The sequence below is a fragment of the Azospirillum sp. A29 genome (assembly GCF_042604625.1).
GTDB classification, from domain to species: Bacteria; Pseudomonadota; Alphaproteobacteria; order Azospirillales; family Azospirillaceae; genus Azospirillum; species Azospirillum palustre.
Genome location: NZ_CP170466.1, coordinates 328,703 through 352,575, shown reverse-complemented (window position 1 = coordinate 352,575; position 23,873 = coordinate 328,703). Strand labels below are relative to the sequence as shown.

The window sequence follows — 23,873 nt, the reverse complement described above, 5'->3', positions numbered from 1 at the left end:
AGGATGAGGATGGCGTGAAACGGCTCGCTCACATCTCCGACCTGCATTTCGGGCGGATCGACCCGCGCGTGGTCGATGGCCTGCTGGCCGACCTGACCGCACAGGCTCCCGACCTGATCGTCATTTCAGGCGATTTCGTTCAGCGGGCCAAGGCGCGCCATTTCGAGGAGGCGCGGGCCTTCCTGCAAAAATTGCCGTTTCCTTACATGGCCGTACCGGGGAATCATGACATCCCGGTTTACAATGTGTTCAAGCGCTTCACCGACCCGTTCGGCCATTATCGGCGCTACATCACCAGCGACTTCAGTCCGCTGCACATCGACGAAGAGATCGCGGTGCTGGGCATCAACACCGCCCGTCCCATGATCATGGATTTTTCCGAAGGGCGGATGAACAAGCAGCAGATCGCGCGGGTCCGCGAAGTTTTCTGCGGAATGCCGGACAGGGTGTTCAAGGTGCTGTTCACCCACCATCCCTTCCTGCCGCCGCCCGACCTGCCCAAGACGCAACTTGTCGGCCGCCACAAGCTGGCGCTGCCGGCGTTGGAAAGCTGCGGCGTCGACCTGCTGCTGGCCGGGCATCTGCACAAGGCCTATTCCGGCGACATCATGAGCTTCCACACCCAGGTCGCCCGGTCCATCCTGGTTGCCCAGGCCTCCACCGCCACATCCACCCGCCTGCGGAACGAGGCGAACGCCTATAACCTCATCACCGTCGCCCACCCCAATGTGACGTTCGAGGTACGGTCCTGGGAGGGCGCGGCCTTTACCGGCGGACTGGTGTCTAGTTACCGCAAGGAAGGCAGCCGCTGGGCCCTGCAGGCACAGGACACCGGCTTCCGGCCGGTCGGCTCCGACGATTCCACCGCCGCCGATCCGGTGGCTGCGCGATGGGAGTCGGTTGTCCGACATGCAAGCGGGGAAGCCCATGGCGGGGCATGAGACCTGCGCAAGGCTCATGCCCGGTCCCTAAGGCCTGGAACGGCCCCCGCGGCTTGAGTTCACGATGAGGGAAGGCGTAGGATCGCCGCACTCGTTCTAAGTGCATGGTTCTCCCGATGCCGATCACCCTGCCCGCCGCCTTCCCGCGCACCCGTCTGCGCCGCAACCGCGCCGATGCCTGGACCCGCCGTCTGGTCGCCGAGAACACGCTGACCGCCGACGATCTGATCTGGCCGGTCTTCGTGATCGAAGGCGAGAACCGGCGGGAGCCCGTCGCCTCGATGCCCGGCGTGGAGCGCATGACCATCGACCTGCTGTGCGAGGCGGTGGTGGAAGCCGGCGCGCTGGGCATTCCCTGCATCGCGCTGTTTCCGGTCGTCGGCTCCGAAGGCAAGTCGGAGGATGCGGCGGAAGCCTACAATCCAGAGAATCTGATGAACCGCGCCATCCGCGCGGTGAAGGCCGCCGCTCCCGATGTCGGCATCCTGGGCGACGTGGCCCTCGACCCCTACACCACGCATGGGCATGACGGCCTCCTGCGCGACGGCTACATCCAGAATGACGAGACGGTCGAGGTCCTGATCCGTCAGGCCCTGTCGCAGGCGGAGGCCGGTGTCGACATCGTCGCCCCGTCCGACATGATGGACGGCCGCATCGGCGCCATCCGCGACACGCTGGATGCCGAGGGGTATCAGCTGACCCGTGTCTGTTCCTACGCTGCCAAATACGCCTCCGCCTTCTATGGCCCGTTCCGCGACGCGGTGAATTCCGGCGGCTTCCTGAAGGGCGACAAGACCACCTACCAGATGGACCCCGCCAACACCGACGAGGCCCTGCGCGAGGTCGCCTGCGACCTGCAGGAGGGTGCGGACATGGTGATGGTGAAGCCGGGCCTGCCTTATCTAGACGTCATCCGGCGGGTGAAGGACCAGTTCGCGGTCCCGACCTTCGCCTACCACGTGTCGGGCGAATACGCGATGCTGCGCGCCGCGTCGGGCAATGGCTGGCTGAACTACGACAAGGCACTGCTGGAAACGCTGATGGGTTTCAAGCGGGCCGGCTGCGATGCCATCCTGACCTATGGCGCGGTGGATGCGGCGAGGCTGCTCAAGCAGGGTTAAGCAGTTCGGGACCGTCTTTGAGCCGTTCGGGGCCGCGGAGCGATCCGCGGCCCTTTATCGTCAGGGCATCCCGAACGACGGAGACGCCCGATGACCGCTGTATTTCCTGTCCGCATGGCTCTGCTGACCGGCCTGCTGTTGGCCGCCTCGCCCGTTGCGGCGTTCGAACTGCGGAGCCCCGATTTCACCGACACATCGCCGATCCCCGAGCGCAATGTCTTCGCCGGCTTCGGCTGTGCCGGCGGCAACCAATCGCCGGCCCTGAGCTGGACGGCACCGCCGGCCGGCACGCGCAGCCTCGCCGTCACCGTTTACGATCCGGATGCGCCGACCGGCAGCGGCTGGTGGCATTGGGTGGTGTTCAACCTGCCGCCCGAAAGCCGCAGCTTGCCCGCCGGTGCCGGCGATGCTGCCAAACCGACCCTGCCCGCCGGGGCTGTACAGAGCCGCACCGACTTCGGCCCCCCCGGCTATGGCGGTCCCTGCCCGCCGCAGGGCGACAAGCCGCACCGCTATGTCGTCACCGTCCATGCTCTGAAGGTCGACGGCCTGCCCCTGTCCGCCGACGCATCGGGCGCCATGGTCGGCTTCAACCTGAATGCCGCCAGCTTGGGCAAGGCGTCGCTGACGGCCCGCTACGGCCGTTGATCGCCTGAGCCGACCAGCCCTAGGATCGGCCTAAGCCGAAGGATGAATGCCATGGGTCCCGATCTGCTCGCCCGCCTGTCCCGCTTCGCCGCCCGCGACCTGCGTCCCGCCGGCGGCGACCGGCCACACCAGCCGGAGCTGTGGGCCTTCGTCGCCCATGACCGCGAGCGTCTGGCCGAAGTGCAGATCGAGCGCACCGCCCTGATCGCGGTGCTGGAAGGCACCAAGGAACTGACCGACCAATCCGGCACAACCCGCCGTTTCCCGGCCGGCAGCGCCATGCTGCTGCCGCCGGGCTGGTCCGGGGCGGTGGTGAACGATCCCAGCACCGGCGGACGTTACCGTGCGCTGGTGCTGGAGTTCCCGGCGGAGATGGTACGGCGGCTTCTACGCGCCCACGGCGCGGTTGGGCTGACGCAGCGCACCCGGCCCGGCGACTGGCATGTCACCCTGACGCCATCCCTGACCGACGCCATCCACCATGCCGCCGCCGGTCTCACCGCCGACCCTCCGCTCCCGCCCAAGCTGGCGGAGCATCGCTGCATGGAGGTGTTGCTGGCCTTGCTGGAGGATGGTGTCTGGTGGCTGGGACCGGTGGCGCCGACCGGGACCGCCGACGCGGTGCGCCAGTTGCTGCGCACCCAGCCCGACATTCCCTGGACCGCGGAGCGCGTGGCCGGGGCGCTCAACCTCAGCACCGGCACGCTGCGCCGCCGCTTGAGCGATGAGGGGTGCTCGGTCCGCAGCATTCTGACGGAAGAACGGGTTGCCCACGCCCGCGACCTGCTGGAAAGCGAGGGGCTGAGCGTGCAGGAGGCGGCGGAGGCCTGCGGTTATGCCAACCGCTCCCACTTCGCCCGCCGAATCAGGGAAGCGATGGGCGTCAACCCGTCGAACCTGCGGGGACGCTGACCGGCGCAGCACCGTAGGCGCGGATCAGGGCCGCGACCGAATCGGCGATCACCTTCTCCGGGTCGGCGGTGACCGGCAGGCCCAACATGGTCGGCCAGAACAGAACCTCCTTCATACCGCCCAGCAGCTGGGTCGCCACCACATGCGGATCCGGCGCGTTCAGCAGGCCGCGGGCATGCTGGGCGGCGATGTAGTCGTCCAGCAGCGCATAGGCCTGGCTCTTGCCGCCCTCCAGGTAGTCCTGCGACAATTCGGGAAAGCGCTGGTGCTCGGCGATCACCAGACGCAGGAGGCCGCGCACCTCCGGCCGGCCGGTATGGACCAGCAGAGACCGCAGAAAAGCCGGCAGAGCCCGCTCCGGCGGCTGGTCGTGGCGCAGCAGGCTTTGTCCGTCCTCGCTGCGGAACCCCTCATAGAGTTCCGACACGACGGCCTGGAACAGCTCCCGCTTGCCGGGGAAATGGTTGTAGACGGTGCGCTTCGACACGTTGGCGTCGGCGGCGATGGCGTCCATCGACGACGCCTCGTAGCCATGTGTCAGGAAGGCACGCGTCGCCGCCTCCACCACCGCATCCCGTTTGACCGAACCGCGCGCGGCCCCCCCCGCCTGAGACGTTGACATTCCCCACCCTCAAAGTACACTGCACAGTGTAGTGTAGTTGTTGCCGCAGGCTCCCAGGGTAATCCGCCCGGCCGCGGCACGGGAGGGGTAAAGCGATGAGACAGCGCAACATCGGTGGCATTCTCTCGGTATCCGAAATCGGACTCGGCTGCATGGGCATGTCGGAGTTCTATGGCCCGACCGACGATGCCCAGTCGCTCACCACGCTGGAGCGGGCGTTGGAGCTTGGCGTCACCCACTACGACACTGCCGACATGTATGGCAGTGGACACAATGAAACGCTGCTCGCCCGTTTCCTGGCCGGTAAGCGCGACCGGGTGACGATTGCCACCAAGTTCGGCATCGTCCGCCACCCCGGCGAATATGCCCGCCGGGTCGATACCAGCCCGGCCTACGTGGCCCAGGCGTGCGATGCGTCGTTGAAGCGGTTGGGGGTGGAGACCATCGACCTCTATTACGCCCACCGCATCAACCCGGACATCCCCGTTGAAGAGACGGTCGGCGCGATGGCCGATCTGGTCAAGGCGGGCAAGGTCCGTGCGCTCGGCTTGTCGGAGGTGTCCGCGGCCACCCTGCGCCGTGCCCACGCCGTCCATCCCATCGCCGCGGTGCAGAGCGAATATTCGCTGTGGACGCGCGATGTCGAGGCTGCGGTGCTGCCGACCTGCCGCGACCTGGGCATCTCGCTGGTCGCCTACGCACCGCTCGGCCGCGGCATGCTGACCGGGACGGTCAGCAGCCCCGACCAGTTCGCCGAGAACGACTTCCGCCGCGTGGCACCGCGCTTTGCCGGCGACAATTTCGACCGCAATCTGGCCTTGGTCGAACAGGTTAAGGCACTTGCGGCGCAGAAAGGCTGTACGCCGGGGCAAGTGGCACTGGCTTGGCTGCTGGCCCAGGGCCCGGACATTCTGCCGATCCCTGGCACCAAGCGGATCAAGTATCTGGAGGAGAATGTCGGCGCCGCAGCGGTGATGCTGACCGATGCGGAGGTTAAGGCGCTGAGCGACGCGCTGCCACCGGGCGCGGCGGCGGGGGACCGCTACACTGCCGAGGGGATGCGCGGGGTGAATGTGTAAGGTACGATGACGGACGATAGGAGGCGGCATGATCTGCCGCCTTCCATGTCCTGCATGTCCTACTTCGGCGTTCCCGACCAGACCTGGAATTGGGTGGTTTCCATCAGCATGTCGCTGTGGCCGAACGCTGCCTTGAACAGCTTGCCGACACCGGCAGTCCGTTGCGTTACCGCCACCAGCGTGCCGCGCAGCTTCAGATACTGCTTCGTCCCCGCCACCAGCGCGTCGAGCATGCCGAAATCTTCGTCCTTGCCGCGGTGGAGCGGCGGGTTTGACAGGATCAGGCCGAAACGCTCGCGGGTGCCCAGGCCGGCCAAGCCGTCGCTCAGCACCAGTTCGGCGTCCGGCACATTCTGACGGGCGGCGTGCAGGGCCACCGCGTCGATGTCCAGCAGGGTCAGCGGCGCGTCGGGCTGACGCTCACGCACGGCCCGTGCGATCACCCCGGCGCCGCAGCCGAAATCCAGCACGCGGGTGCCGGCCGCCACCTCCGGCAGCACCTTCAGCAGGCATTCGGTGCCGGCATCCAGATGGCCGTGGGCGAACAGGCCCGGATAGGACACCAGTTCCAGCGTCCGGTCGGGCAGTGTGAGGGTGACGGTCTGCCGCCAATCCTCCAACTCCCCCTTGGCCGGCGCATCGGTGCGCCGGGTCAGCAGAAGCCGCGCACGCCGTTTGATGATCAGCGTTTCCGGTTCTTCCGTCAGCCCGTCCAGATGCTTCTCGGCACTGGTCACGCCTTCGTCGTTGCCTCCGGCGATCCACAGCGGGGCACCGGGGGCAAGGCGGGAGGCGAGAGCGTGCAAGGCCATCTCGAACCCGGCCCAGCCGCGCGGCAGGCGCAGCACGGCACCGTCGAACGGTCCCTCCGCCGGCCAGGGGGTGGCGGCCTGCCCGCCTGTTGCGAGCCGGTTCCACACCACCACGTCCGCCCCGCCGTCGCGGAGCGCGTCGGCAATGGCACCGTCGCTGTCGAAGGCGACGAGAATTCGGCCCTGCGGCCGGATTTCGGACAGGGCTTCGGCGGCCACGGCGGCGACGGTGGAGTCGCGGTCCGTGGCCCGATTGTCGAGACGTGCCACCGGGTTAGCCCTTGTCCCGCATCAGCCGCGCCTTGTCGCGCTGCCAGCTGCGGTCCTTCTCACTCTGGCGCTTGTCGTGCTTCTTCTTGCCGGTGGCGAGGCCGATCTCGACCTTGGCATAGCCGCGGTCGTTGAAATAGACCGACATCGGTACCAGCGTGACGCCCTTCTGCTTGATCCCGGCCGCAAGCTTGTCCAGCTCGCGGCGACGGACCAGCAGCTTGCGCGGCCGCTTCGGCTCATGCTGATCGATGCGGCCGGCCTGGAGATATTCGGGGATGTACGCATTGAACAGGTACAGTTCCCCGCCCTTCAGGCCGGCATAGGCCTCGTTCACACTGGCGCGACCGCCGCGCAACGACTTCACCTCCGACCCGGTAAGCATGATCCCGGCTTCGAGGACATCATCGATGAAGAAGTCGAACCGCGCGCGGCGGTTCTGCGCCGCATATTTTTTTGCTTCCTCGCGCGTCGCCAAATCTCTCTCCTATACGGCCCGTTCCGTCACTCAGGACAACAGGCCGGCCTTGGTCATGGCTCCACGCACGGCGGTACGGGCGGCTTCGGTCGCCGGAACCAGCGGCAGGCGCACCTCGTCGCTGCCGAGGCCGAGCAGGCTGGCGGCGAACTTGACCGGCGCCGGGCTGGTTTCGACGAACATCGAGTCGTGGACCGGCGACAGCACGTCGCGCAGGCGGAAGGCCTCCTTCAGGTCACCCTTCGCCCAGGCGGTCTGCATGGCGGAGCACAGGGCCGGCGCGATGTTCGCGGTGACGGAGATGCAGCCCACCCCACCCTGCGCATTGAAGGCCAGCGCCGTGGCATCCTCGCCCGACAGCTGGATGAAGTCGGGGCCGACCTCCTGCAGCAGGCGGGACGGGCGGGACAGATCGGCGGTCGCGTCCTTCACGCCGACGATGTTGGGCAGCTTTGCAAGCCGCGCCATCGTCGCCACAGACATATCCACGACACTGCGGCCCGGAATGTTGTAAATGAAGATCGGCAAATCCGCCGCGTCATGGATCGCCTTGAAATGCTGGTACAGACCCTCTTGAGACGGCTTGTTGTAGTAGGGCGTGACCACGAGCGCCGCCTGCGCGCCAGCCTGCTTGGCATGGCGGGTCAGGGCGATGGCTTCGTCGGTCGAGTTGGAACCGGCTCCGGCCATCACCGGAACCTTGCCGCCGGCCGCCTCGATGCACAGCTCCACGACGCGGTTGTGTTCTTCATGGGACAGGGTCGGCGACTCGCCGGTGGTGCCGCAGGGCACAAGACCGTGGGTGCCCTGCGCGACCTGCCACTCCACGAAGGACTGGAAGGCCTTCTCGTCCACTTTCCCGCCCTTGAACGGAGTCAGAAGGGCGACGATGGAACCGTGGAACATGGCTGCCTCCTCAGTCGGCTTAGCTGGAAAAAAGAGTTGCGCACATTATCCCTCCCCGCCGCCCTCGGCAAGAGCGCCCGGACCTCTGTTTTTGCGGGTCTCCTCACCCTTTTCGCGGCGCTTCCCGGCGCCCTTCCCGCCGCGGCGCTGAGCCCGCAGGACATCGCCCTCTACCGCGAGGCCTTCAGGCTCGCCAATGACGAGCGTCTTTCGGAAGCGCTGGCCTCGGCGTCGAACGCGCAAGACCCGTTACCGGCGAAGGTTCTGCGCTGGATCGCGCTCGCCAACCCGGGCGGCGGCAGCTTCACCGACATCGCCGCCTTCATCCGCGAGAATCCGGACTGGCCGAACATGGCGGCGCTGCGCCGTCAGGCGGAAATGGCGATGCCGGACATCCCGCCGGCCGACGTGGTGGAGTGGTTCCGCCAGAGCCCGCCGCAGACCAACGACGGCTTCGTCCGCTACGCCGACGCGCTGATCGCGACCGGCAGCGCGGAGCGTGCGACCACCCTGATCCGCAAGCAGTGGGCCGACGCTACCTTCACGGCGGACGAGGAGGCCACCTTCCTTTCCCATTACACGCCCTATCTGCGTCAGCAGGACCACAAGGCGCGCATCGACCGGCTGCTCTGGGCCAAGCAGGAGGCTCCGGTCCGCCGGATGCTGCCCTTCTTCGACGAAGCCTATGACGCGCTGATCGAGGCACGCATCGCACTGGACGGCGACAGTGCGGGCGCCGAGGCGATCCTGTCGCGCGTGCCGCCCAGCCTGCTCAACGATCCGGGCCTGATGTTCGACCGCGCCCGCTATTTGCGGCGCAAAGGGGACGATGCCGGCGCGCTGGAAATCATCGCCCAGGCCGGCACCGACATGGGCCGTCCGCAATCCTGGTGGTCGGAACGGCATCTGCTGGCCCGCCGGGCCATGGAGCGCGGCGACTACAACCTCGCCTACCGGCTGGTCAGCGCCAACGGGATGAGCGAGGGCAGTTCCTTCGCCGATGCGGAGTTCCTGTCGGGATTCCTGGCGCTCCGCTTCCTCGACAAGCCGTCGGAAGCCTTCACCCACTTCCACAAGCTGTACCGCTCCGTCACCGCGCCGATCAGCAAGGCGCGCGGCGCATACTGGTGCGGCCGTGCCGCAGAGGCCTTGGGCCAGACGGGACCGGCGCGCGACTGGTACGCCAAGGCGGCGACCTATCCCACCACCTTCTACGGCCAACTGGCTTTCCGCCATGTCTCCGGGGGTGCGGTGACCCTGCCGACGCCGCCGACCGTGTCGAGCGCCGAGACGGCCGCCTTCAACAGGCGCGAGGTCGTGCGCGTCGCCCGCCTGCTGGCGGAGATCGGCGGCAGTGCGTCCGATCAGGTGACCGGTTTCGTCCGCCGCCTGAGCCTGGATGCCAAGACGCCTGCCGACTATGTGCTCACCGCCCGGCTGGCCAGCGACGTCGGCCGCCGCGATCTGGCCGTCGCCGCCGCCAAGGACGCCGCCCAGAACGAGGTGTTCCTGGTCGAGGCCGGCTATCCGATGATCGATGCCCGCCCGGCCGCACCGGAACTGGCGCTGATCCACGGCATCATCCGGCAGGAAAGCACCTTCAATCCCACCATCGTTTCGTCCGCCGGTGCGCGCGGGCTGATGCAGCTGATGCCGACGACGGCGCAGCTGGTGGCGGGAAAGCTGGGGCTGAAGCACACGAATGCGCGGCTGACGTCCGACCCCGGCTACAACGTCACGCTGGGATCGGCCTATCTGGCCGAGCTGATCGACCGCTTCAACGGATCCTGGGTGCTGGCGATCGCCGGCTATAACGCCGGTCCGAACCGGGTGCGCCAGTGGCTGCAGACCTATGGCGATCCCCGCACGGAGACCATCGACGTGGTCGATTGGATCGAACTGATCCCGATCTCCGAAACCCGCAACTATGTCCAGCGCGTGCTGGAGGCGGTGCAGGTCTATCGCGCCCGTCTGAATGGCGACCGGGCTGAACCGAACCTGGACAAGGACTTGCGTCGTTAGGCAGTTTGGGTCGGGGAGGGGAACCTCAGCAAAGCCCCCTCCCTCGGTCCTTATATTTCACCGATGCCGTCATGCAGTGGTCGGGTTGGGCATACCCGGCATCGGCTCGTCGGCCGGCGGAGGGACTTCCGGCAGGATGCCGGGGTTGTCGGGCACCGGATAGGGATCGGGGGTCGTCGGCCGGTCGGGCTGCGGCGGATTCGGATTGGACGGCGGCGGGATCTCGCCGGGGGTGGACGGCTTCTGCGGCTCGCTCATACGGAAACTCCTTCGCAAGGGTGACCCTGGGGGTGGCCCTGGGATAACGCGTCAGTCGACAGTCCGTTCAATCGCCCGGCCTCCGGCCTGGACATCCTGCCCGGCCCCCTCGACCGTGTTGCAGCCGGTCAGCATGGCCGCCAGTGCCATCAGAAAGGTCAGGATCACCATCTCGCGCGCGGGGAACGGGATGGCGCGGGCGGTGGCGCGCTGCCGGCGGTTCTTGGCGTGCTGCATGGCGTCTCTCCGTTCTCGGGTGAGGGGGCTGGGGTAAGAAAATTGAGCGATGGCCGGGGGCGTCGTTCGTCTCTGTTTCTGACAACGGAATGACAGCGGCTTGGTTCCGCGACCCACCTCGCCGCCATGCAGTGAATGCAACGGTCCTTTCGAGGCGCCCGAAAACCTTGACGCGGTACGCCCACCGGGCAAGATGACCAGCTTTTGCGCAGTCTGCCCGCTTTCCGGTCAAGCCTTACGGTCCGGCGGCACGGCACAGGCCGCGACACCACCCTCTTCCACCACAGGTTTCGTCATGAGCACCGCCACCCTGCCCGCCCCGGAGCCGTTGCGCGCGCGCCTTGCCGCCCACATCGGCGAACTGCTGCGGCTGGCGGCGCCGGTCATCGTCTCCCGCGCCGGCCTGATGGTGATGATGGCGGTCGACACCGCCATCGTCGGCCGTTTCTCCGCCCAGGAGCTGGCCTATTACGGGCTGGCCCATCTGCCCGGCAACATCATGGTCGGCACCGGTGTCGGTCTGCTGATGGGCACCGTGATGATCACCGCCCACGCCTTCGGCGCCGGCAACGATGCGGACTGTGGGCGGGCATGGCGGCGGTCGGTCCCCTATGCGCTGCTGCTGGGGGTGCTGTTCGCCATGGTCTCGCTGCTCGGCGTTCCGCTTTTCCAGGCCGGCGGCCAGACCGCGGAGATGTCTGTCGGCGGCGCCCATGTGCTGGCGGTTCTGGGCCTCGGTGCGCCGGGCATGATGCTCTACATCACCACCGGCTTCTTCCTGGAGGGCGTCAAGCGCCCATGGCCGGGCATGGTTGCCATGGTGATCGGCAACATCGTCAATGCCGGACTGGCCTGGGCGCTGGTGTGGGGCCATGTCGGGCTGGAGCCGCTGGGCGCGGTCGGCTCCGCCTGGGCGACCACCATCGTGCGCTGGGCCATGGGGCTGGGGCTCGTCGCCTATGTCTGGTGGATGCACGACCATGACCGTTGGCAGGTCCGCCGGCCGGTGTCCGACTGGTGGAGCGGTGCCGCACGCCAGCGTCACCTCGGCTATGCCGCCGGGCTCAGCATCGGGGTGGAGAGCGGAGCTTTCGGTGGGCTCGGCCTGTTCGCCGGCATGATTTCCCCGCTGGCGCTGGGGGCCTACACGGTCGGGCTGAACCTGACCGCCCTGCCCTTCATGGCGGCGGTTGGACTTGCCTCGGCCACCGCGGTGCGGGTCGGCGTCGCCTATGGCCGCGGCGACCGCAGCGACATGGCGTTGGCCGGCTGGACCGGCCTCGGCGTCACCAGCGCCATCCTGGCCTGCGTCGGCATTCTCTATCGCAGCGTGCCCGACGCGCTGGGCGCCATCTACTCCAACGATCCGCAGTTGCTGGAGGCGGTGGTGCCGCTGATCGCCTTCACCGCCTGGATCCTGATCGCCGACGGCGGGCAGACGGTGATGGCGAACGCGCTGCGCGGCCGGCACGACGCCTGGATCCCGACAGCACTGCACTTCTTCTCCTACGCGGTGGTGATGATTCCGGTGTCGGCCTTCCTGGTCTTCGGCCTCGGCCACGGTGCCCACGGGCTGTTCGAGGGAATCCTGATCGCCAGTCTGGTATCGGTCACCATCCTCTCGCTCCGATTCGCGTATCTGAGCCGGCGTTGAGCCGGCTTTTCAGCCCCGAATCGTTGTGTGCAATTGCGAGAGTTGCTATATTTCCTGGGCAAAACCTTCGGCCCGCAAGGCCAGTGACTGCCGCGGATTCGTCAAGCGGCGGCGCATTCGAAGAATGAGTGTCCTGCTTGAGCAATACGCCCCTTCCTCCCGCCTCCGACATCGCGCCGATCAACATCGAAGACGAGATGCGGAAATCGTATCTCGACTACGCGATGAGCGTGATCGTGAGCCGCGCCCTGCCCGACGTCCGCGACGGGCTGAAGCCGGTGCACCGGCGCATCCTCTACGCGATGAAGGAGGGCGGGTACGACTCGACCAAGCCCTATAAGAAGTCGGCGCGCATCGTCGGCGACGTGATGGGTAAATACCACCCGCACGGCGACAGCGCGATCTATGACGCCATGGTCCGCATGGCGCAGGACTTCTCGATGCGCCTGCCGCTGATCGACGGCCAGGGCAATTTCGGATCGATGGACGGCGACCCGCCCGCGGCGATGCGCTACACCGAGGCGCGTCTGGCCAAGTCGGCGGAAGCGCTGCTGGACGACATCGACAAGGACACCATCGACTTCCAGGCCAGCTACGACGATTCGGGCCGGGAGCCCACCGTCGTCCCGGCCCGCTTCCCGAACCTGCTGGTTAACGGCGCCGGCGGCATCGCCGTCGGCATGGCGACCAACATCCCGACCCACAATCTGGGCGAGGTGATCGACGCCTGCTGCGCCTACATCGACAACCCCGACGTCACGCTCGAAGAGCTGATGGAGCATGTGCCCGGCCCCGATTTCCCGACGGGCGGCCTGATCCTCGGCCGCTCGGGCAGCCGGGCGGCTTTGCAGACCGGGCGCGGCTCGATCATCCTGCGGGCCAAGACCCATTTCGAGGAGGTGCGCAAGGACCGCACCGCCATCGTCGCGACCGAGATTCCCTATCAGGTCAACAAGGCCAAGCTGATGGAGCGCATCGGCGAGGTCGTGAACGACAAGATCATCGAGGGCATCGCCGACCTGCGCGACGAATCCGACCGCGACGGCGTGCGCGTGGTGGTCGAGCTGAAGCGCGACGCGGTTCCCGACGTGGTGCTGGCCCAGCTGTTCCGCCACACCCAGCTCCAGACCTCCTTCGGCGTCAACATGCTGGCGCTGAACGGCGGCCGTCCGGAACTGATGCATCTGCTGCAGATCATCACCGCCTTCGTCCGCTTCCGCGAGCAGGTCATCACCCGCCGGACGGAGTTCCTGCTCGGCAAGGCGCGCGAGCGTGCGCACACCTTGGTCGGTCTGGCGGTCGCCGTCGCCAACCTGGATGCGATGATCGAACTGATCCGCAGCGCCCCCGACCCGGTCTGGGCGCGCGAGGAGATGATGAACCGCGAGTGGCCGGTCCATGACGTCGGCCCGCTGATTGAACTGATCGACGAGCCGGGCCGCGGCGTCAGCGAACAGGGCACCTACCGGCTGTCGGAAGTCCAGGCCCGCGCCATTCTCGACCTGCGCCTGCACCGCCTGACCGGGCTGGAGCGCGACAAGATCGGCGCCGAGCTGACCGATGTCACCGACCAGATCGCCGATTTCCTCGCCACGCTCGCCAACCGGCCGAAGCTGATGGGGATCCTGCGCGACGAGCTGGTCGAGATGAAGGAACGGTTCGGCACCCCACGCCGCACCGAGATCCAGGATCTGGAGTTCGAGGCCGACATCGAGGACCTGATCCAGCGCGAGGACATGGTCGTCACCGTCAGCCAGTCCGGCTATGTGAAGCGGGTGCCGCTGTCGACCTACCGTGCGCAGAAGCGCGGCGGCAAGGGCCGCTCCGGCATGTCGATGAAGGCGGAGGATGCGGTCAGCGACCTGTTCGTCGCCAACACCCACACGCCGCTGCTGCTGTTCTCGAACCGCGGCATGGTCTACAAGCTGAAGGTCTACCGGCTGCCGCTGGGCAACCCGCAGGCGCGCGGCAAGGCCTTCGTCAACCTGCTGCCGCTGATCGACGGGGAGACCATCACCACCGTCCTGCCGCTGCCGGAAGACGAGGCCGCCTGGTCCGATCTGCACGTCGTCTTCGCCACGTCGAAGGGCAACGTGCGCCGCAACCGCATGTCCGACTTCGCCAACATCCGCTCCAACGGCCTGATCGCCATGAAGCTGGAGGAGGAAGGCGAGCGGCTGATCGGCGTCCACACCTGCTCGGAAACCGACGACGTCCTGCTGGCGACCCGCGGCGGCAAGTGCATCCGCTTCCCGGTCGACGACGTGCGCGTCTTCGCCGGCCGCACCTCCACCGGCGTGCGCGGCATCAAGCTGGCCGACGGGGACGAGGTGGTGTCGCTGTCGATCCTGGCCCATGTCGACGCCACGCCCGAGGAACGCGCCGCCTTCTTCAAGATGAAGCGCGACGAAGGGCTGGAGATGGAGGGCGAGGCCGCTCCGGAAGCCGATGAAGTGCCGACCGACAGCGTCACCCTGTCGCAGGAGCGGTACGAAGAATTGAAACAGAAGGAACAGTATATTCTCACCGTCTCCGACCGCGGCTATGGCAAGCGCAGCTCGTCCTACGAGTATCGCACCGCCGGACGCGGGGGCCAGGGCATCTGGAACATGGAGATGGGCGAGCGTAACGGCTCCATCGTCGCCGCCTTCCCGGTCGAATCGAACCATCAGGTGATGATGGTCACCAACGGCGGCCAGGTGATCCGCATGCCTCTGCACGATGTGCGGGTGGCAGGCCGCAAGACGCTCGGCGTCACGCTGTTCCGCGTGGGGGCGGACGAACGCGTGGTGTCCGTCGCCACCATCGCCGAGGAAGAGGGCGAGAATGGCGTGGGTGAGAACGGCGTCGGGGAGACTGGAGTCGAGGACGGCGGTGACGCCAACGGTTCGGTCGGGTCGGTCGGCGATGCCGGCGGCACCACCGGGCCGAACGAATAACGGACGGGCCTAAAGGGGAACCCATGGCGACCAGCCAGACCGAGACCAGCAAGGGTCGTCGAATCGGTGTCTATCCAGGCACCTTCGATCCGATCACCAACGGTCACATGGACATCATTCAGCGCGCCGCCCGTCAGGTCGACCACCTGATCATCGGCGTCGCCCGGAATGCCGGCAAGGGGCCGCTCTACTCCACGGACGAGCGGGTCGCCATGGTTCGCGAGGATGTGGCCGCGCTGAATGCCGGCGGTGCCAGCATCGAGGTGCGGGCGTTCGACAATCTGCTGATGCATTTCGCCATCGAGATGAACGCCCGCGTCATCATCCGCGGCCTGCGCGCCGTCTCGGACTTCGAATATGAATTCCAGATGGCGGGCATGAATGCCCGTCTGAACCCGAAGGTCGAGACGATCTTCCTGATGTCGTCGGAGAAGCACCAGTTCATCTCCTCGCGCTTCGTCAAAGAGATCGGGCGCCTGGGCGGCGACATCCGCCATTTCGTCTCGGCCCGTGTCGCCGAACGGCTGGCCGAACGCTTCGCGCTGGAGGCCGGCAACGGCACTGTCCCGACGACCAGCCAGACCTGACCTTCGAAACCATGGGTTTGATGGGCGAGTTCGATGCAAAATCCTGCATCCGCCATCAAGCCCATGGTTGACCTTTCAGGCGCGTCTTTCTATGGTGCGCCCACTTCCGGCGGGGGCCAGTTTCCCACCGCCGCGCTGGATGATCCGGTAGCTCAGTCGGTAGAGCACGTGACTTTTAATCATGTGGCCGTGGGTTCGAATCCCACCCGGATCACCATCCTTCCAATCACGCACTGATGAATTCCGGCAGTTTCCTGCCGGCTACATCGACACAAATCCGCACCGCTCGCTCCTTCTCTCCTTACCGAATCAGCGGAAGGGATGAATACGGGTCAAACCCAATTTATTCTTCCAGCGATCCCATTAAGACTCCCAAGCAATCAGGAATGGGAGCTTAGCCATGGATCGGTTGATGAATGCGTCCGTTCGGGCGAAGGTGATTGCCGCCTTTTCGGTGCTTCTGATTGGCATTGCGCTGCTCGGCATGTTTGCGATCAACCGCATGTCGTCTGTCAATGACGAGGCGGCGGAAATTCGCAACAACTGGCTGCCGTCGGTCGCCGCCGTTTCCGAGCTGTATGTAACCTTCTATTCCTATCGCACGGTGGAAGGTGCATTAATCGCGGTGCAGGACGAGGAACGGATCCGCAAGGAAGAGGAAAGCCTCGACCAGACCATCCGCACCATGGAGGAAAGGCGTCTCGCCTATGAAAAGCTGCTGACGCAGGGCTGGGAAACCGAGACTTATCGGAAGTTCGTCGATTCGCTCAACCGCTACGTTGCGATCAGCCGGGACAAGGTGCGTCCACTCGCCCGCAGGAACGAGACCGGCAAGCTGTCCGAACTCTTCATCGGTGAATCGCGGCAGGAATTCCGCACGGCGAAGGCTTTGCTGGAAGAGCTGGTGAATTTTAACCGCGTCGAGGGCGTCAAGGCGGCGGACCATGGCGCCGAGATCTACGTCGTCTCCCGCAACTGGATCATCGGTGCCGTTCTGGCGGCCGTGATGTCCGGCTTCGGCGCCGCCCTGCTGATCCTTACCGCGGTCGTGAAGCCGATCCATGCGCTGACCGGCACCATGGGCCGGTTGGCGAACCGGGAGATGAGCACAGAGATTCCCGGAACGGCTCGCCAGGACGAGTTGGGCTCCATGGCCCGCGCGGTTCAGGTGTTCAAGGACAACATGATCGAGGCCGACCGCCTTGCTGCCGTCGAAGCCGCCGAACAGCAGGCCAAGACGCGCCGCGCCCAAGCCGTCGAACGGTTGCTCACCGGCTTCGAAAATTCGTCGACCGCCGCCCTGCGCACAGTCGCAGCCGCCGCGTCGGAGTTGGACGCCACCGCGCACGGCATGTCGGCGATGGCCCAGCAAACCAGCACCCAGGCCACCGTCGTGGCGTCGGCGGCCGAGCAGACCAGTGCCAATGTCCAGACCGTCGCCACCGCGACCGAGGAAATGGCCAGTTCGATCCGCGAGATCGGCACCCAGATCGCCCGCTCCGCCGACATCGCCGGCAAGGCGGTGAGCGAGGCCAGCCAGACCAGCGACGCGGTCCGCAGCCTCGCCGAAGCCGCGCAGAAGATTGGCGAGGTGGTCGGGCTGATCACCGACATCGCCAGCCAGACCAACCTGCTCGCCCTGAACGCCACCATCGAAGCGGCACGTGCGGGAGAGGCCGGCAAGGGCTTCGCCGTGGTCGCCAGCGAGGTGAAGAGCCTTGCCGGCCAGACGGCCAAGGCGACGGAGGAGATCGCCAGCCAGATCGGCTCCATCCAGCAGACGACGCAGGGTGTGGTGACGGCGATCACCGGCATCGGCGGCACCATCGGCAGCATCAACGACATCACCACCGCCATCGCTGCCGCCATCGAAGAGCAGAGTGCCGCCACCAACGAGATTTCCCGCAACGTCCAGCAGGCCGCGGCCGGGACGCAGGAAGTGACGGGCAGCATCGTTCAGGTGACGCAGGCGGCGGGCGAGGCCGGCAATGCCGCCGGTCAGGTGCTGACCGCCGCCGGCGAGTTGTCCCGGCAGGCCGAACTGATGCGCCGGGACGTCGAAACCTTCCTGGGCGACATCAAGGCCGCCTGAGCGCCACCCTCCCAGCCGCAAACAAAAAGCCCCGCCGAAGCGGGGCTTTTTGTCGTTCCGAAACGGACTGCCGAGATGGCGACCCCAGCTGGATTCGAACCAGCGACCTGCCGCTTAGAAGGCGGCTGCTCTATCCAACTGAGCTATGGGGCCATATCCCGGTTTCTTCCCCCGGATGCCGGTCGCGACTCGAGCCGACACCGGCTGTCGCATAGGCTATCAGAAGCGCGGGCGGTCGGTGCGGAAGTTGTCGGCGTAGTTGCGCGGACGGACGCGGCGGACCGCAGCCTCCTGCACGGTATAGCTCCAGCCTTCGCGCTCCGCGAAGGCGATGGCCTCTTCCTTGGTCTCGAAGGACAAGCGCACCTGGTTCAGCGTGTCGCCGGAGCTGGTCCAGCCCATCAGCGGTTCCGGACGGCGCGGCGTCTCGATCTCGTAATCCAGCATCCAACGGTGAGTCTTGGCCCGGCCGGATTGCATGGCCGTCTTGCTCGGCTGATAGATCCGGACGTTCATGGCTTGCTCGTCTCCCCAAATGCCTGCCGTTGCGTCCTGGCTCCATGGCTTGGACGCGGATTTGTCCTCTGGCGATGGTCGGGGCGCCCGGATTCGAACCGGGGGCCTCCAGTACCCAAAACTGGCGCGCTGACCAGACTGCGCTACGCCCCGTCGCCGCGTTGTGAGATACACGAACGCCACGCCCACGGCAAGCGGAGGGCGCACCGCTTTCGCGGTCTTTTCCATCCCGCCTGCCCTGCCGGTTGTTCGCTGCGGCATTCGGTCGCTCAACAGCCTGTCGTCAACACCGTTCCGGATCCGTTTCGTTGCCATCACTCACCCCCGCACCAGTCGCCATCTTCCTGTTCCAGCCGGACCTTGCCGACCGGCCGGACCGCCGCTCGGCCATCGACCTCGCCCACGAACTGCTGCGAACGGGTGCCGCTGTGGATGTGGTGGCGCCGATGGGCGGAGGACCGCTGCGCGCCGAGTTGGACCCCGCTGTCGGGCAGATCGACCTTGCCAAGCGCCATGCCGCCACATCCCCTCTCGCCCTGGCGCGCATGGTGGCGGAACGGCAGCCGGCGCTGCTGGCGGTTCCGCGGGAGGTGGTCTGGGTCGGCCGGCTGGCGCTATGGCTGGCGCGCAGCAAGGTGCCGCTGGTCGTGCTGACGGGCGAGGTGGAGGCCGACCTCGCGGCTATTCGTGCCGCAGCGCCTCGATCGGGTTGAGGCGGGCAGCCCGTCTGGCGGGGTACAGGCCGAAGAACACGCCGACGATACCGCTGACCACCACCGCCAGAACGACCGAGTCGATCTGGATCAGCGTCGGCCATCCGGCCAGAGTCGCGACTCCCATGGCGGTGCCGATGCCGAGCGCCACGCCGACAGCCGCGCCGATCAGCGACAGGGTGGTCGATTCGATCAGGAACTGCACCAGGATGTCGCGCCGCCGCGCCCCAATGGCAAGCCGCAGCCCGATCTCCCGTGTGCGCTCGGTCACCGACACCAGCATGATGTTCATGATGCCGATACCGCCGACCAGCAGCGAGACTGCCGCCACAGCGGCCAGCAGGAAGGACAGGGCGCGTGACGAGGCATCGCGGGTCGCTGACACCTCCGACAGGTCGCGCATCCAGAAATCGTCGTCCTGGCCGGCAACCAGCCGGTGGCGCTGGCGCAGCAGGTCGCGGATCTGTGCCTGGGCCTCGGCCATGTCGGTGCCGTCGCGCATCTTCACCACCATGGTGTGGATGAAGCGCGGGTTGCTTTTCGCCATGCCCGGAATGTTGCGCTTGGCGGCGGACAGCGGCACGAAGATGACGTCGTCCTGGTCCTGTCCCTGGGTGTTCTGCCCCTTCTCCGCCAGCACGCCGACGACGGTCAGCGGGGTGGAGAAGACCCGCACCGGCTCGCCGATGGGGTCGCCGCCGCCGAACAGGTTGCGCACCACTGTCTGGCCCAGCACCACCACCTTGTTGGCCTGTGCCACATCCTCGTCCGACAGGCCGCGCCCCGTCGCGACACTCCAGTCACGGGCATCCATGTAGTCGGGCGTGATGCCGAACAGCACGGTGCCCCAATTCTGGTTGCCGGCAACGATCTGCAATCCCCAGCGCACCGACGGAGCCGTCACCACCACGCCGGGGATCTCCGACAGCACCGCCAGAGCATCGTCCTCCGTCAGGGAAGAGGCCGTGCCGGCGCCCAGCTTCACTCCGCCCCGGGCGATGCTGCCCTGCCCCACCATGATCAGGTTGGTGCCCAGGCTGGCGATCTGGCGCAGCACCTGATCGCGCGCACCGGCGCCCACCGCGACCATGGCGATCACGGCGGCCACGCCGATGACGATGCCCAGCATGGTCAGCGCGCTGCGCAGCGGATTGGCCCGCAGCGAATCGAGCGCGGCGCGCAGGGCGTCCCAGGCGGTCATGCCGCGGCCTCCGGCGTCTGGTTCACGTCGTCGATCAGCCGGCCGTCGCGGAAGTGCAGGACGCGGGACGCGAAGCGCGCCACCTCCGGCTCATGCGTCACCAGCACGATAGTGATGCCGCGGCGGTTCAGCCGCTGGAACAGGCCGATGATCTCCAGGCTGGTGGCGCTGTCGAGCGCCCCGGTCGGCTCGTCGGCCAGCAGCAACAGCGGATCGTTGACCAGCGCACGGGCGATGGCGACACGCTGCTGCTGCCCGCCGGAAAGCTGGGTCGGCCGGTGCCTTGCCCGCTCACGCAGCCCCACCGAGTCGAGTGCGGCGAGCGCCCGCTCGACCCGCTGGGCGTGGCCGACGCCGGCATAGACCATCGGCAGCATGACGTTGTCGAGCGCCGTCTGCCGCGGCAGCAGGTTGAAGGATTGGAAGACGAAGCCGATGCTGCGGTTCCGCACCGCCGCCAGCGCGTCGGAGGTCAGTCCGGCGCCCTCCTGCCCCGCCACCTCCTGCCCCCCCAGCCGGTAGGTGCCCGAATCCGGGCGGTCCAGGCAGCCCAGCAGGTTCATGAAGGTGGATTTGCCGGACCCCGACGGCCCCATCACCGCAACGAACTCGCTACGCTGGATGACGACGGAGACATCGTCCAACGCATGGACGATCTGCGGCCCCATGCGGTAATGGCGGGTCAGGCGCTCAACCGTAATCAGAGGCACGACCTGAGGCTTGGCCGCTTCAGAAACCAAGGCGCGGTCCCCGGCGGGTGTCGCGGTCGGCCGCGAGGATGCCGGTGATGACCTCCTGCCCCGCCCGCAGGTCGCCGGACACCACCTCGGTGAAGCTGCCGTCGCCAATGCCGAGCCGCACCGGCACACCGACAGGGCTCCCGTTGCCTGGGCTGGGCACCCAGACGGTGCGCGTGGCTTCGGCTGCCCGGCCGGGATCGACCAGTGACTCGAAGCGGTCGCGCTGCGCCGGGTCGAGCAGTCCGGCCATCCGCTCCAGCGTCGCGGTGCGGATGGCGTTGGCCTCCACGCGGCGGCGTTCCGGATCGCCACCTTCCGCATCCAGTGCTGCGAAGCGCTCGCGGGCCTCGGCGACCAGGGCGGCGATGTCGCGCCGCTTGATCTCGTCCAGCTTCAGCCCGTCCGTCACCCGCTTGGCGGCGGCCTCCAGCGCCGCGGCACCGCGCCCGCCATTCAGGCCGCCGGTGGTCGGCGCTGGCGCATCGGCGGAAGACTCTACGCCCGGCGGACGGAAGCGCAGGGCCGCATTCGGCAGTTTCACCGCCGATGGCCGTTCATCCACCGTGATGCGCAGGTTGGCGGTCATGCCGGGCAGCAGCCGCAGTTCCGGATTTTCCACCGTGATGACGACGATGTAGGTGACGACGGTCTGGTCCTCCTTCGGCGCCAGCCGCACCTGCGCCACCCGGCCGGTGAAGCTGTCGCCGGGGAAGGCGTTGACGGTGAAACGCACCGCCATGCCTTCGCGTACCCGGCCGATGTCGGCCTCGTCGATGTTGGCCAACACCTCCATCTGCCGCAGATCCTGGGCGATGGTGAACAGGGTGGGCGCCGACAGGCTGGCCGCCACCGTCTGGCCGGTGCTGACCGCCCGGTTCACCACCACGCCGTCGATGGGCGACCGGATGACCGAGCGGTTGAGGTCGACACGGACCAGCTGCAAGGCCGCCTCGCGCTGAGCCACCTGGGCACGGGCGACCTCCACCTGGGCGGCGGCGACCGCCAGCGACGCTGCGGCGGATGCCTCCGCCGCTTCGGCCTGCCGCTTCTGCGCGCGGGCGGCGATCAGCTGGGCCTGGGCGCTGTGGGCTGCGGTCTCCGTTTTCTCCAGATCGGCGGCGGCGACCACGCCACGGCCCTGCAGGTCACGCCGGCGCCGCAGGTCGCGCTCCGCATCGCGCTGGGCAAGGTCGGCGCGGACGATCTGCGCGTCGGCATTGGCAATGCTGGCGTTGGCATTGGCGAGATCGGCCCGCGCCTTGTCGAGCAGGGCCTGCTGCTGGATCAGCGCCGCCTTGGCGGAATCGACATCGGCACCGGCCTGGGCCAGCCGCGCGGCCAACTGGTCGCCGTTCAGCCGGGCGAGGATCTGCCCGCTGGTGACGCGGCTGTTGAAATCGGCATTGAGTTCGGCGATCTGGCCGGACAGTTGCGAGCTGACCTCAACCGTCACCAGCGCGCTCATGGTGCCAGTGGCGGTGATGGCGCTGACCAAAGGACCTTGCTCCACCCGCGCCAGCCGGTAGGCCGGTCCCGGCTCGGCCCGCGCCAGCACGACATAGGCGGACAGGCCGGCCGCGGCGCTGAGCGCCAGTCCGAGAAAAATCGCCGCCCGCCTGCCTGCTCCCTTGGCCATCGCGCCCCTCCGCACCGCGCCACCTGCACGATGAATCTGGGAGAGTTTACGCGAAAGTCATGGGCTGGGGGGCCGTCTTTCGGCTTTCGGCTTACGGCTTGGCAATGTCCGGCGAGACCACCCGGTCGCCGGGACGGATGCCGAGCCGCGAGGCCATGCCGCCGTTCAGTTCCAGGATCGCCTTGACCGGGCCGTCGGAATTGACGGAATCCAGCGATTCCGGCACCGCCCGCTCATGGATGTTCACGATGCGGCCGTCGGCGGCGATGAACAGCATGTCGAGCGGGATCAGGGTGTTCTTCATCCAGAAGCTGGCGGGCTGCACCCGGTCGTAGACGAACAACATCCCGGCATCGGCGGCCATCGACTGGCGGAACATCAGCCCCTGGGCCTGCTGGCCGGGCGTCAGCGCCAATTCGATGTCGAAGCGGAACTTGCCGCCGCCGGCCGTCTCGACGGTCAGCTTGGATTTCTGGAAACTTTCCAGCGCCAGTGCCGGGAAGGCGACCACCAGCAGCAGGAGTGCCGCCACCACACCCCGAAAATTCCGACCGACCGTCATGCATGTCCCCGAAGGCTGACTTGACCCGTGGATGAGGGAGAGGCGCCAGTGAAGCACGGCGCCCCGCCCCAGCCAAATTAAGCCTGTTTAGGACTTCGCCAGACGGTCGAAGGCCTGGAGCTTCGCCAGCAGCGCCGGCATGTCTGTCAGCGGGACCATGTTGGGACCGTCGCTGGGGGCACAGTCGGGGTTCTCGTGCGTCTCCATGAAGACGGCGGCGACGCCGACGGCGATGGCGGCGCGGGCCAGGACCGGAACGAACTCCCGCTGGCCACCCGAGGTGGTGCCCTGCCCGCCCGGCTGCTGGACGGAATGGGTGGCGTCGAACACCACCGGGAAGCCGGTCTCCGCCATGATCGGCAGCGACCGCATGTCCGACACCAGCGTGTTGTAGCCGAAGCTGGCGCCGCGCTCGCACAGCAGCACGCGCTCGTTGCCCGAGGCGACCAGCTTGGCGGCGACGTTCTTCATGTCCCAGGGCGCCAGGAACTGGCCCTTTTTGACGTTCACCGCGCAGCCGGTTTCGGCGGCGGCGATCAGCAGGTCGGTCTGCCGGCAGAGGAAGGCCGGGATCTGCAGCACGTCCACAGCCTCGGCGACCGGGGCGCACTGGGTGGATTCATGCACGTCGGTGATGACCGGGCAGCCGAACCGCTCGCGGATTTCCGCGAAGATCGGCAGGGCCTTGTCCATGCCCAGACCGCGCGCGGTGGCGATGGAGGTGCGGTTGGCCTTGTCGAAGCTCGACTTGTAGATCAGCCCCATGCCCAGCGCGCGGGTCATCTCCACCAGCGCGGACGCGGTCTCCATCGCATGGTCGCGGCTTTCCATCTGGCAGGGGCCGGCGATCAGGACGAAAGGACGGTCGTTGGCAATGGTCAGGTCGCCGACCTGAACGGCGCGCGGCGTGGTCATCGGAGTGCTCCA

23 protein-coding genes and 3 tRNA genes are annotated in these 23,873 nt (G+C 67.2%); 12 read left to right on the top strand and 14 right to left on the bottom strand.

What is annotated here, in order from left to right:
* Positions 1-14 precede the first annotated feature (14 nt).
* The 4 genes from ABNQ38_RS16510 to ABNQ38_RS16495 all read left to right on the top strand — a co-directional run bounded on the left by ABNQ38_RS16510 (position 15) and on the right by ABNQ38_RS16495 (position 3,622).
* Complete coding sequence (locus ABNQ38_RS16510; protein ID WP_377809340.1) at positions 15-941, top strand: metallophosphoesterase family protein; 927 nt, start codon at positions 15-17, stop codon at positions 939-941.
* A gap of 116 nt (positions 942-1,057) precedes the next feature.
* Positions 1,058-2,062, top strand: a complete 1,005-nt coding sequence (gene hemB / locus ABNQ38_RS16505; protein ID WP_244592812.1) for a porphobilinogen synthase — start codon at positions 1,058-1,060, stop codon at positions 2,060-2,062.
* A gap of 114 nt (positions 2,063-2,176) precedes the next feature.
* Positions 2,177-2,710 carry a YbhB/YbcL family Raf kinase inhibitor-like protein gene (locus ABNQ38_RS16500; protein WP_377810135.1) on the top strand — a complete coding sequence of 178 codons (534 nt, stop codon included), beginning with the start codon at positions 2,177-2,179 and terminating at the stop codon, positions 2,708-2,710.
* Positions 2,711-2,761: 51 nt separating this feature from the next.
* Positions 2,762-3,622: a helix-turn-helix domain-containing protein gene (locus tag ABNQ38_RS16495; RefSeq protein WP_377809339.1), complete on the top strand. Its 861-nt coding sequence runs from the start codon at positions 2,762-2,764 to the stop codon at positions 3,620-3,622.
* Here the strand turns inward: ABNQ38_RS16495 and ABNQ38_RS16490 are convergent.
* Positions 3,594-4,244, bottom strand: coding sequence for a TetR/AcrR family transcriptional regulator (locus ABNQ38_RS16490; RefSeq protein WP_377809338.1), 651 nt, complete (start codon positions 4,242-4,244; stop codon positions 3,594-3,596). The two genes, ABNQ38_RS16495 and ABNQ38_RS16490, sit on opposite strands and share 29 nt — an antisense overlap.
* Before the next feature lie 95 nt (positions 4,245-4,339).
* On the opposite strand from ABNQ38_RS16490, the gene ABNQ38_RS16485 reads away from it, so the two are divergent.
* Entirely contained in the window at positions 4,340-5,323 is a 984-nt protein-coding gene (locus tag ABNQ38_RS16485; RefSeq protein WP_377809337.1) for an aldo/keto reductase, read from the top strand.
* A gap of 59 nt (positions 5,324-5,382) precedes the next feature.
* Here ABNQ38_RS16485 and ABNQ38_RS16480 read toward each other — a convergent pair whose 3' ends face one another.
* The 3 genes from ABNQ38_RS16480 to dapA are packed head-to-tail and all read right to left on the bottom strand — an operon-like array spanning position 5,383 to position 7,789.
* Positions 5,383-6,405, bottom strand: a complete 1,023-nt coding sequence (locus ABNQ38_RS16480; RefSeq protein WP_377809336.1) for a methyltransferase — start codon at positions 6,403-6,405, stop codon at positions 5,383-5,385.
* 4 nt (positions 6,406-6,409) lie between these two features.
* Positions 6,410-6,883, bottom strand: a complete 474-nt coding sequence (smpB, locus tag ABNQ38_RS16475; RefSeq protein WP_109050037.1) for an SsrA-binding protein SmpB — start codon at positions 6,881-6,883, stop codon at positions 6,410-6,412.
* 30 nt (positions 6,884-6,913) lie between these two features.
* Positions 6,914-7,789, bottom strand: coding sequence for a 4-hydroxy-tetrahydrodipicolinate synthase (gene dapA, locus ABNQ38_RS16470; protein ID WP_377809335.1), 876 nt, complete (start codon positions 7,787-7,789; stop codon positions 6,914-6,916).
* A 36-nt stretch (positions 7,790-7,825) separates the two neighbouring features.
* On the opposite strand from dapA, the gene ABNQ38_RS16465 reads away from it, so the two are divergent.
* Positions 7,826-9,811 (top strand): lytic transglycosylase domain-containing protein, encoded by a 1,986-nt coding sequence (locus ABNQ38_RS16465; protein WP_377809334.1) that lies wholly within the window; start codon positions 7,826-7,828, stop codon positions 9,809-9,811.
* Positions 9,812-9,880: 69 nt separating this feature from the next.
* Here the strand turns inward: ABNQ38_RS16465 and ABNQ38_RS16460 are convergent, their stop codons facing one another.
* Together ABNQ38_RS16460 and ABNQ38_RS16455 are read right to left on the bottom strand one after the other, a co-directional pair.
* Positions 9,881-10,069 carry a hypothetical protein gene (locus ABNQ38_RS16460; RefSeq protein WP_014247578.1) on the bottom strand — a complete coding sequence of 63 codons (189 nt, stop codon included), beginning with the start codon at positions 10,067-10,069 and terminating at the stop codon, positions 9,881-9,883.
* Positions 10,070-10,120: 51 nt separating this feature from the next.
* The gene (locus tag ABNQ38_RS16455) at positions 10,121-10,306 is read right to left on the bottom strand and encodes an entericidin A/B family lipoprotein (RefSeq protein WP_098739779.1); all 186 of its coding nucleotides are present in this window, start codon (positions 10,304-10,306) and stop codon (positions 10,121-10,123) included.
* Positions 10,307-10,601: 295 nt separating this feature from the next.
* Between ABNQ38_RS16455 and ABNQ38_RS16450 the strand changes: the two genes are divergently transcribed.
* The 5 genes from ABNQ38_RS16450 (at position 10,602) to ABNQ38_RS16430 (ending at position 17,578) form a co-directional block, all read left to right on the top strand.
* Complete coding sequence (locus ABNQ38_RS16450) at positions 10,602-11,960, top strand: MATE family efflux transporter (RefSeq protein WP_377809333.1); 1,359 nt, start codon at positions 10,602-10,604, stop codon at positions 11,958-11,960.
* 137 nt (positions 11,961-12,097) lie between these two features.
* Entirely contained in the window at positions 12,098-14,899 is a 2,802-nt protein-coding gene (gyrA, locus tag ABNQ38_RS16445) for a DNA gyrase subunit A (protein WP_377809332.1), read from the top strand.
* A 23-nt stretch (positions 14,900-14,922) separates the two neighbouring features.
* On the top strand, positions 14,923-15,486 hold the full coding sequence (gene coaD, locus ABNQ38_RS16440; protein ID WP_109050033.1) for a pantetheine-phosphate adenylyltransferase: 564 nt from the start codon (positions 14,923-14,925) through the stop codon (positions 15,484-15,486).
* A gap of 141 nt (positions 15,487-15,627) precedes the next feature.
* A tRNA-Lys gene (locus tag ABNQ38_RS16435) sits at positions 15,628-15,703 on the top strand.
* Positions 15,704-15,898: 195 nt separating this feature from the next.
* The gene (locus tag ABNQ38_RS16430; protein WP_377809331.1) at positions 15,899-17,578 is read left to right on the top strand and encodes a methyl-accepting chemotaxis protein; all 1,680 of its coding nucleotides are present in this window, start codon (positions 15,899-15,901) and stop codon (positions 17,576-17,578) included.
* Positions 17,579-17,654: 76 nt separating this feature from the next.
* Here the strand turns inward: ABNQ38_RS16430 and ABNQ38_RS16425 are convergent.
* From ABNQ38_RS16425 to ABNQ38_RS16415, 3 genes are all read right to left on the bottom strand, one after another.
* A tRNA-Arg gene (locus ABNQ38_RS16425) sits at positions 17,655-17,731 on the bottom strand.
* 66 nt (positions 17,732-17,797) lie between these two features.
* Entirely contained in the window at positions 17,798-18,094 is a 297-nt protein-coding gene (locus tag ABNQ38_RS16420; protein ID WP_109050332.1) for an ETC complex I subunit, read from the bottom strand.
* A 75-nt stretch (positions 18,095-18,169) separates the two neighbouring features.
* Positions 18,170-18,247 (bottom strand) — tRNA-Pro (locus tag ABNQ38_RS16415).
* Positions 18,248-18,402: 155 nt separating this feature from the next.
* On the opposite strand from ABNQ38_RS16415, the gene ABNQ38_RS16410 reads away from it, so the two are divergent.
* Positions 18,403-18,807: a hypothetical protein gene (locus ABNQ38_RS16410; RefSeq protein WP_377809330.1), complete on the top strand. Its 405-nt coding sequence runs from the start codon at positions 18,403-18,405 to the stop codon at positions 18,805-18,807.
* On the opposite strand, the gene ABNQ38_RS16405 is transcribed toward ABNQ38_RS16410, so the two are convergent.
* The 5 genes from ABNQ38_RS16405 to kdsA form a co-directional block, all read right to left on the bottom strand.
* A complete protein-coding gene (locus ABNQ38_RS16405) occupies positions 18,776-20,008 on the bottom strand; it encodes an ABC transporter permease (protein WP_377809329.1) in 1,233 nt (410 codons plus the stop codon). The two genes, ABNQ38_RS16410 and ABNQ38_RS16405, sit on opposite strands and share 32 nt — an antisense overlap.
* Complete coding sequence (locus ABNQ38_RS16400; protein WP_377809328.1) at positions 20,005-20,718, bottom strand: ABC transporter ATP-binding protein; 714 nt, start codon at positions 20,716-20,718, stop codon at positions 20,005-20,007. The genes ABNQ38_RS16405 and ABNQ38_RS16400 overlap by 4 nt, the downstream gene beginning before the upstream one ends.
* Positions 20,719-20,737: 19 nt before the next feature.
* Positions 20,738-22,384: an efflux RND transporter periplasmic adaptor subunit gene (locus tag ABNQ38_RS16395; RefSeq protein ID WP_377809327.1), complete on the bottom strand. Its 1,647-nt coding sequence runs from the start codon at positions 22,382-22,384 to the stop codon at positions 20,738-20,740.
* 91 nt (positions 22,385-22,475) lie between these two features.
* On the bottom strand, positions 22,476-22,946 hold the full coding sequence (locus tag ABNQ38_RS16390; RefSeq protein WP_377809326.1) for a DUF192 domain-containing protein: 471 nt from the start codon (positions 22,944-22,946) through the stop codon (positions 22,476-22,478).
* A gap of 87 nt (positions 22,947-23,033) precedes the next feature.
* Entirely contained in the window at positions 23,034-23,861 is an 828-nt protein-coding gene (gene kdsA / locus ABNQ38_RS16385) for a 3-deoxy-8-phosphooctulonate synthase (RefSeq protein ID WP_377809325.1), read from the bottom strand.
* Positions 23,862-23,873: the final 12 nt, after the last annotated feature.

What these genes read in the sequence shown, in the direction of transcription:
- coaD (WP_109050033.1), top strand. Translation starts at nt 14,923, where the DNA reads ATGGCGACCAGCCAGACCGAGACCAGCAAGGGTCGTCGAATCGGTGTC.
- dapA (WP_377809335.1), bottom strand. Translation starts at nt 7,789, where the DNA reads ATGTTCCACGGTTCCATCGTCGCCCTTCTGACTCCGTTCAAGGGCGGG.
- ABNQ38_RS16430 (WP_377809331.1), top strand. Translation starts at nt 15,899, where the DNA reads ATGAATGCGTCCGTTCGGGCGAAGGTGATTGCCGCCTTTTCGGTGCTT.
- ABNQ38_RS16405 (WP_377809329.1), bottom strand. Translation starts at nt 20,008, where the DNA reads ATGACCGCCTGGGACGCCCTGCGCGCCGCGCTCGATTCGCTGCGGGCC.
- ABNQ38_RS16495 (WP_377809339.1), top strand. Translation starts at nt 2,762, where the DNA reads ATGGGTCCCGATCTGCTCGCCCGCCTGTCCCGCTTCGCCGCCCGCGAC.
- ABNQ38_RS16460 (WP_014247578.1), bottom strand. Translation starts at nt 10,069, where the DNA reads ATGAGCGAGCCGCAGAAGCCGTCCACCCCCGGCGAGATCCCGCCGCCG.
- hemB (WP_244592812.1), top strand. Translation starts at nt 1,058, where the DNA reads ATGCCGATCACCCTGCCCGCCGCCTTCCCGCGCACCCGTCTGCGCCGC.
- ABNQ38_RS16500 (WP_377810135.1), top strand. Translation starts at nt 2,177, where the DNA reads ATGGCTCTGCTGACCGGCCTGCTGTTGGCCGCCTCGCCCGTTGCGGCG.
- ABNQ38_RS16485 (WP_377809337.1), top strand. Translation starts at nt 4,340, where the DNA reads ATGAGACAGCGCAACATCGGTGGCATTCTCTCGGTATCCGAAATCGGA.
- ABNQ38_RS16420 (WP_109050332.1), bottom strand. Translation starts at nt 18,094, where the DNA reads ATGAACGTCCGGATCTATCAGCCGAGCAAGACGGCCATGCAATCCGGC.
- kdsA (WP_377809325.1), bottom strand. Translation starts at nt 23,861, where the DNA reads ATGACCACGCCGCGCGCCGTTCAGGTCGGCGACCTGACCATTGCCAAC.
- ABNQ38_RS16450 (WP_377809333.1), top strand. Translation starts at nt 10,602, where the DNA reads ATGAGCACCGCCACCCTGCCCGCCCCGGAGCCGTTGCGCGCGCGCCTT.
- ABNQ38_RS16395 (WP_377809327.1), bottom strand. Translation starts at nt 22,384, where the DNA reads ATGGCCAAGGGAGCAGGCAGGCGGGCGGCGATTTTTCTCGGACTGGCG.
- ABNQ38_RS16490 (WP_377809338.1), bottom strand. Translation starts at nt 4,244, where the DNA reads ATGTCAACGTCTCAGGCGGGGGGGGCCGCGCGCGGTTCGGTCAAACGG.
- ABNQ38_RS16455 (WP_098739779.1), bottom strand. Translation starts at nt 10,306, where the DNA reads ATGCAGCACGCCAAGAACCGCCGGCAGCGCGCCACCGCCCGCGCCATC.
- ABNQ38_RS16390 (WP_377809326.1), bottom strand. Translation starts at nt 22,946, where the DNA reads ATGACGGTCGGTCGGAATTTTCGGGGTGTGGTGGCGGCACTCCTGCTG.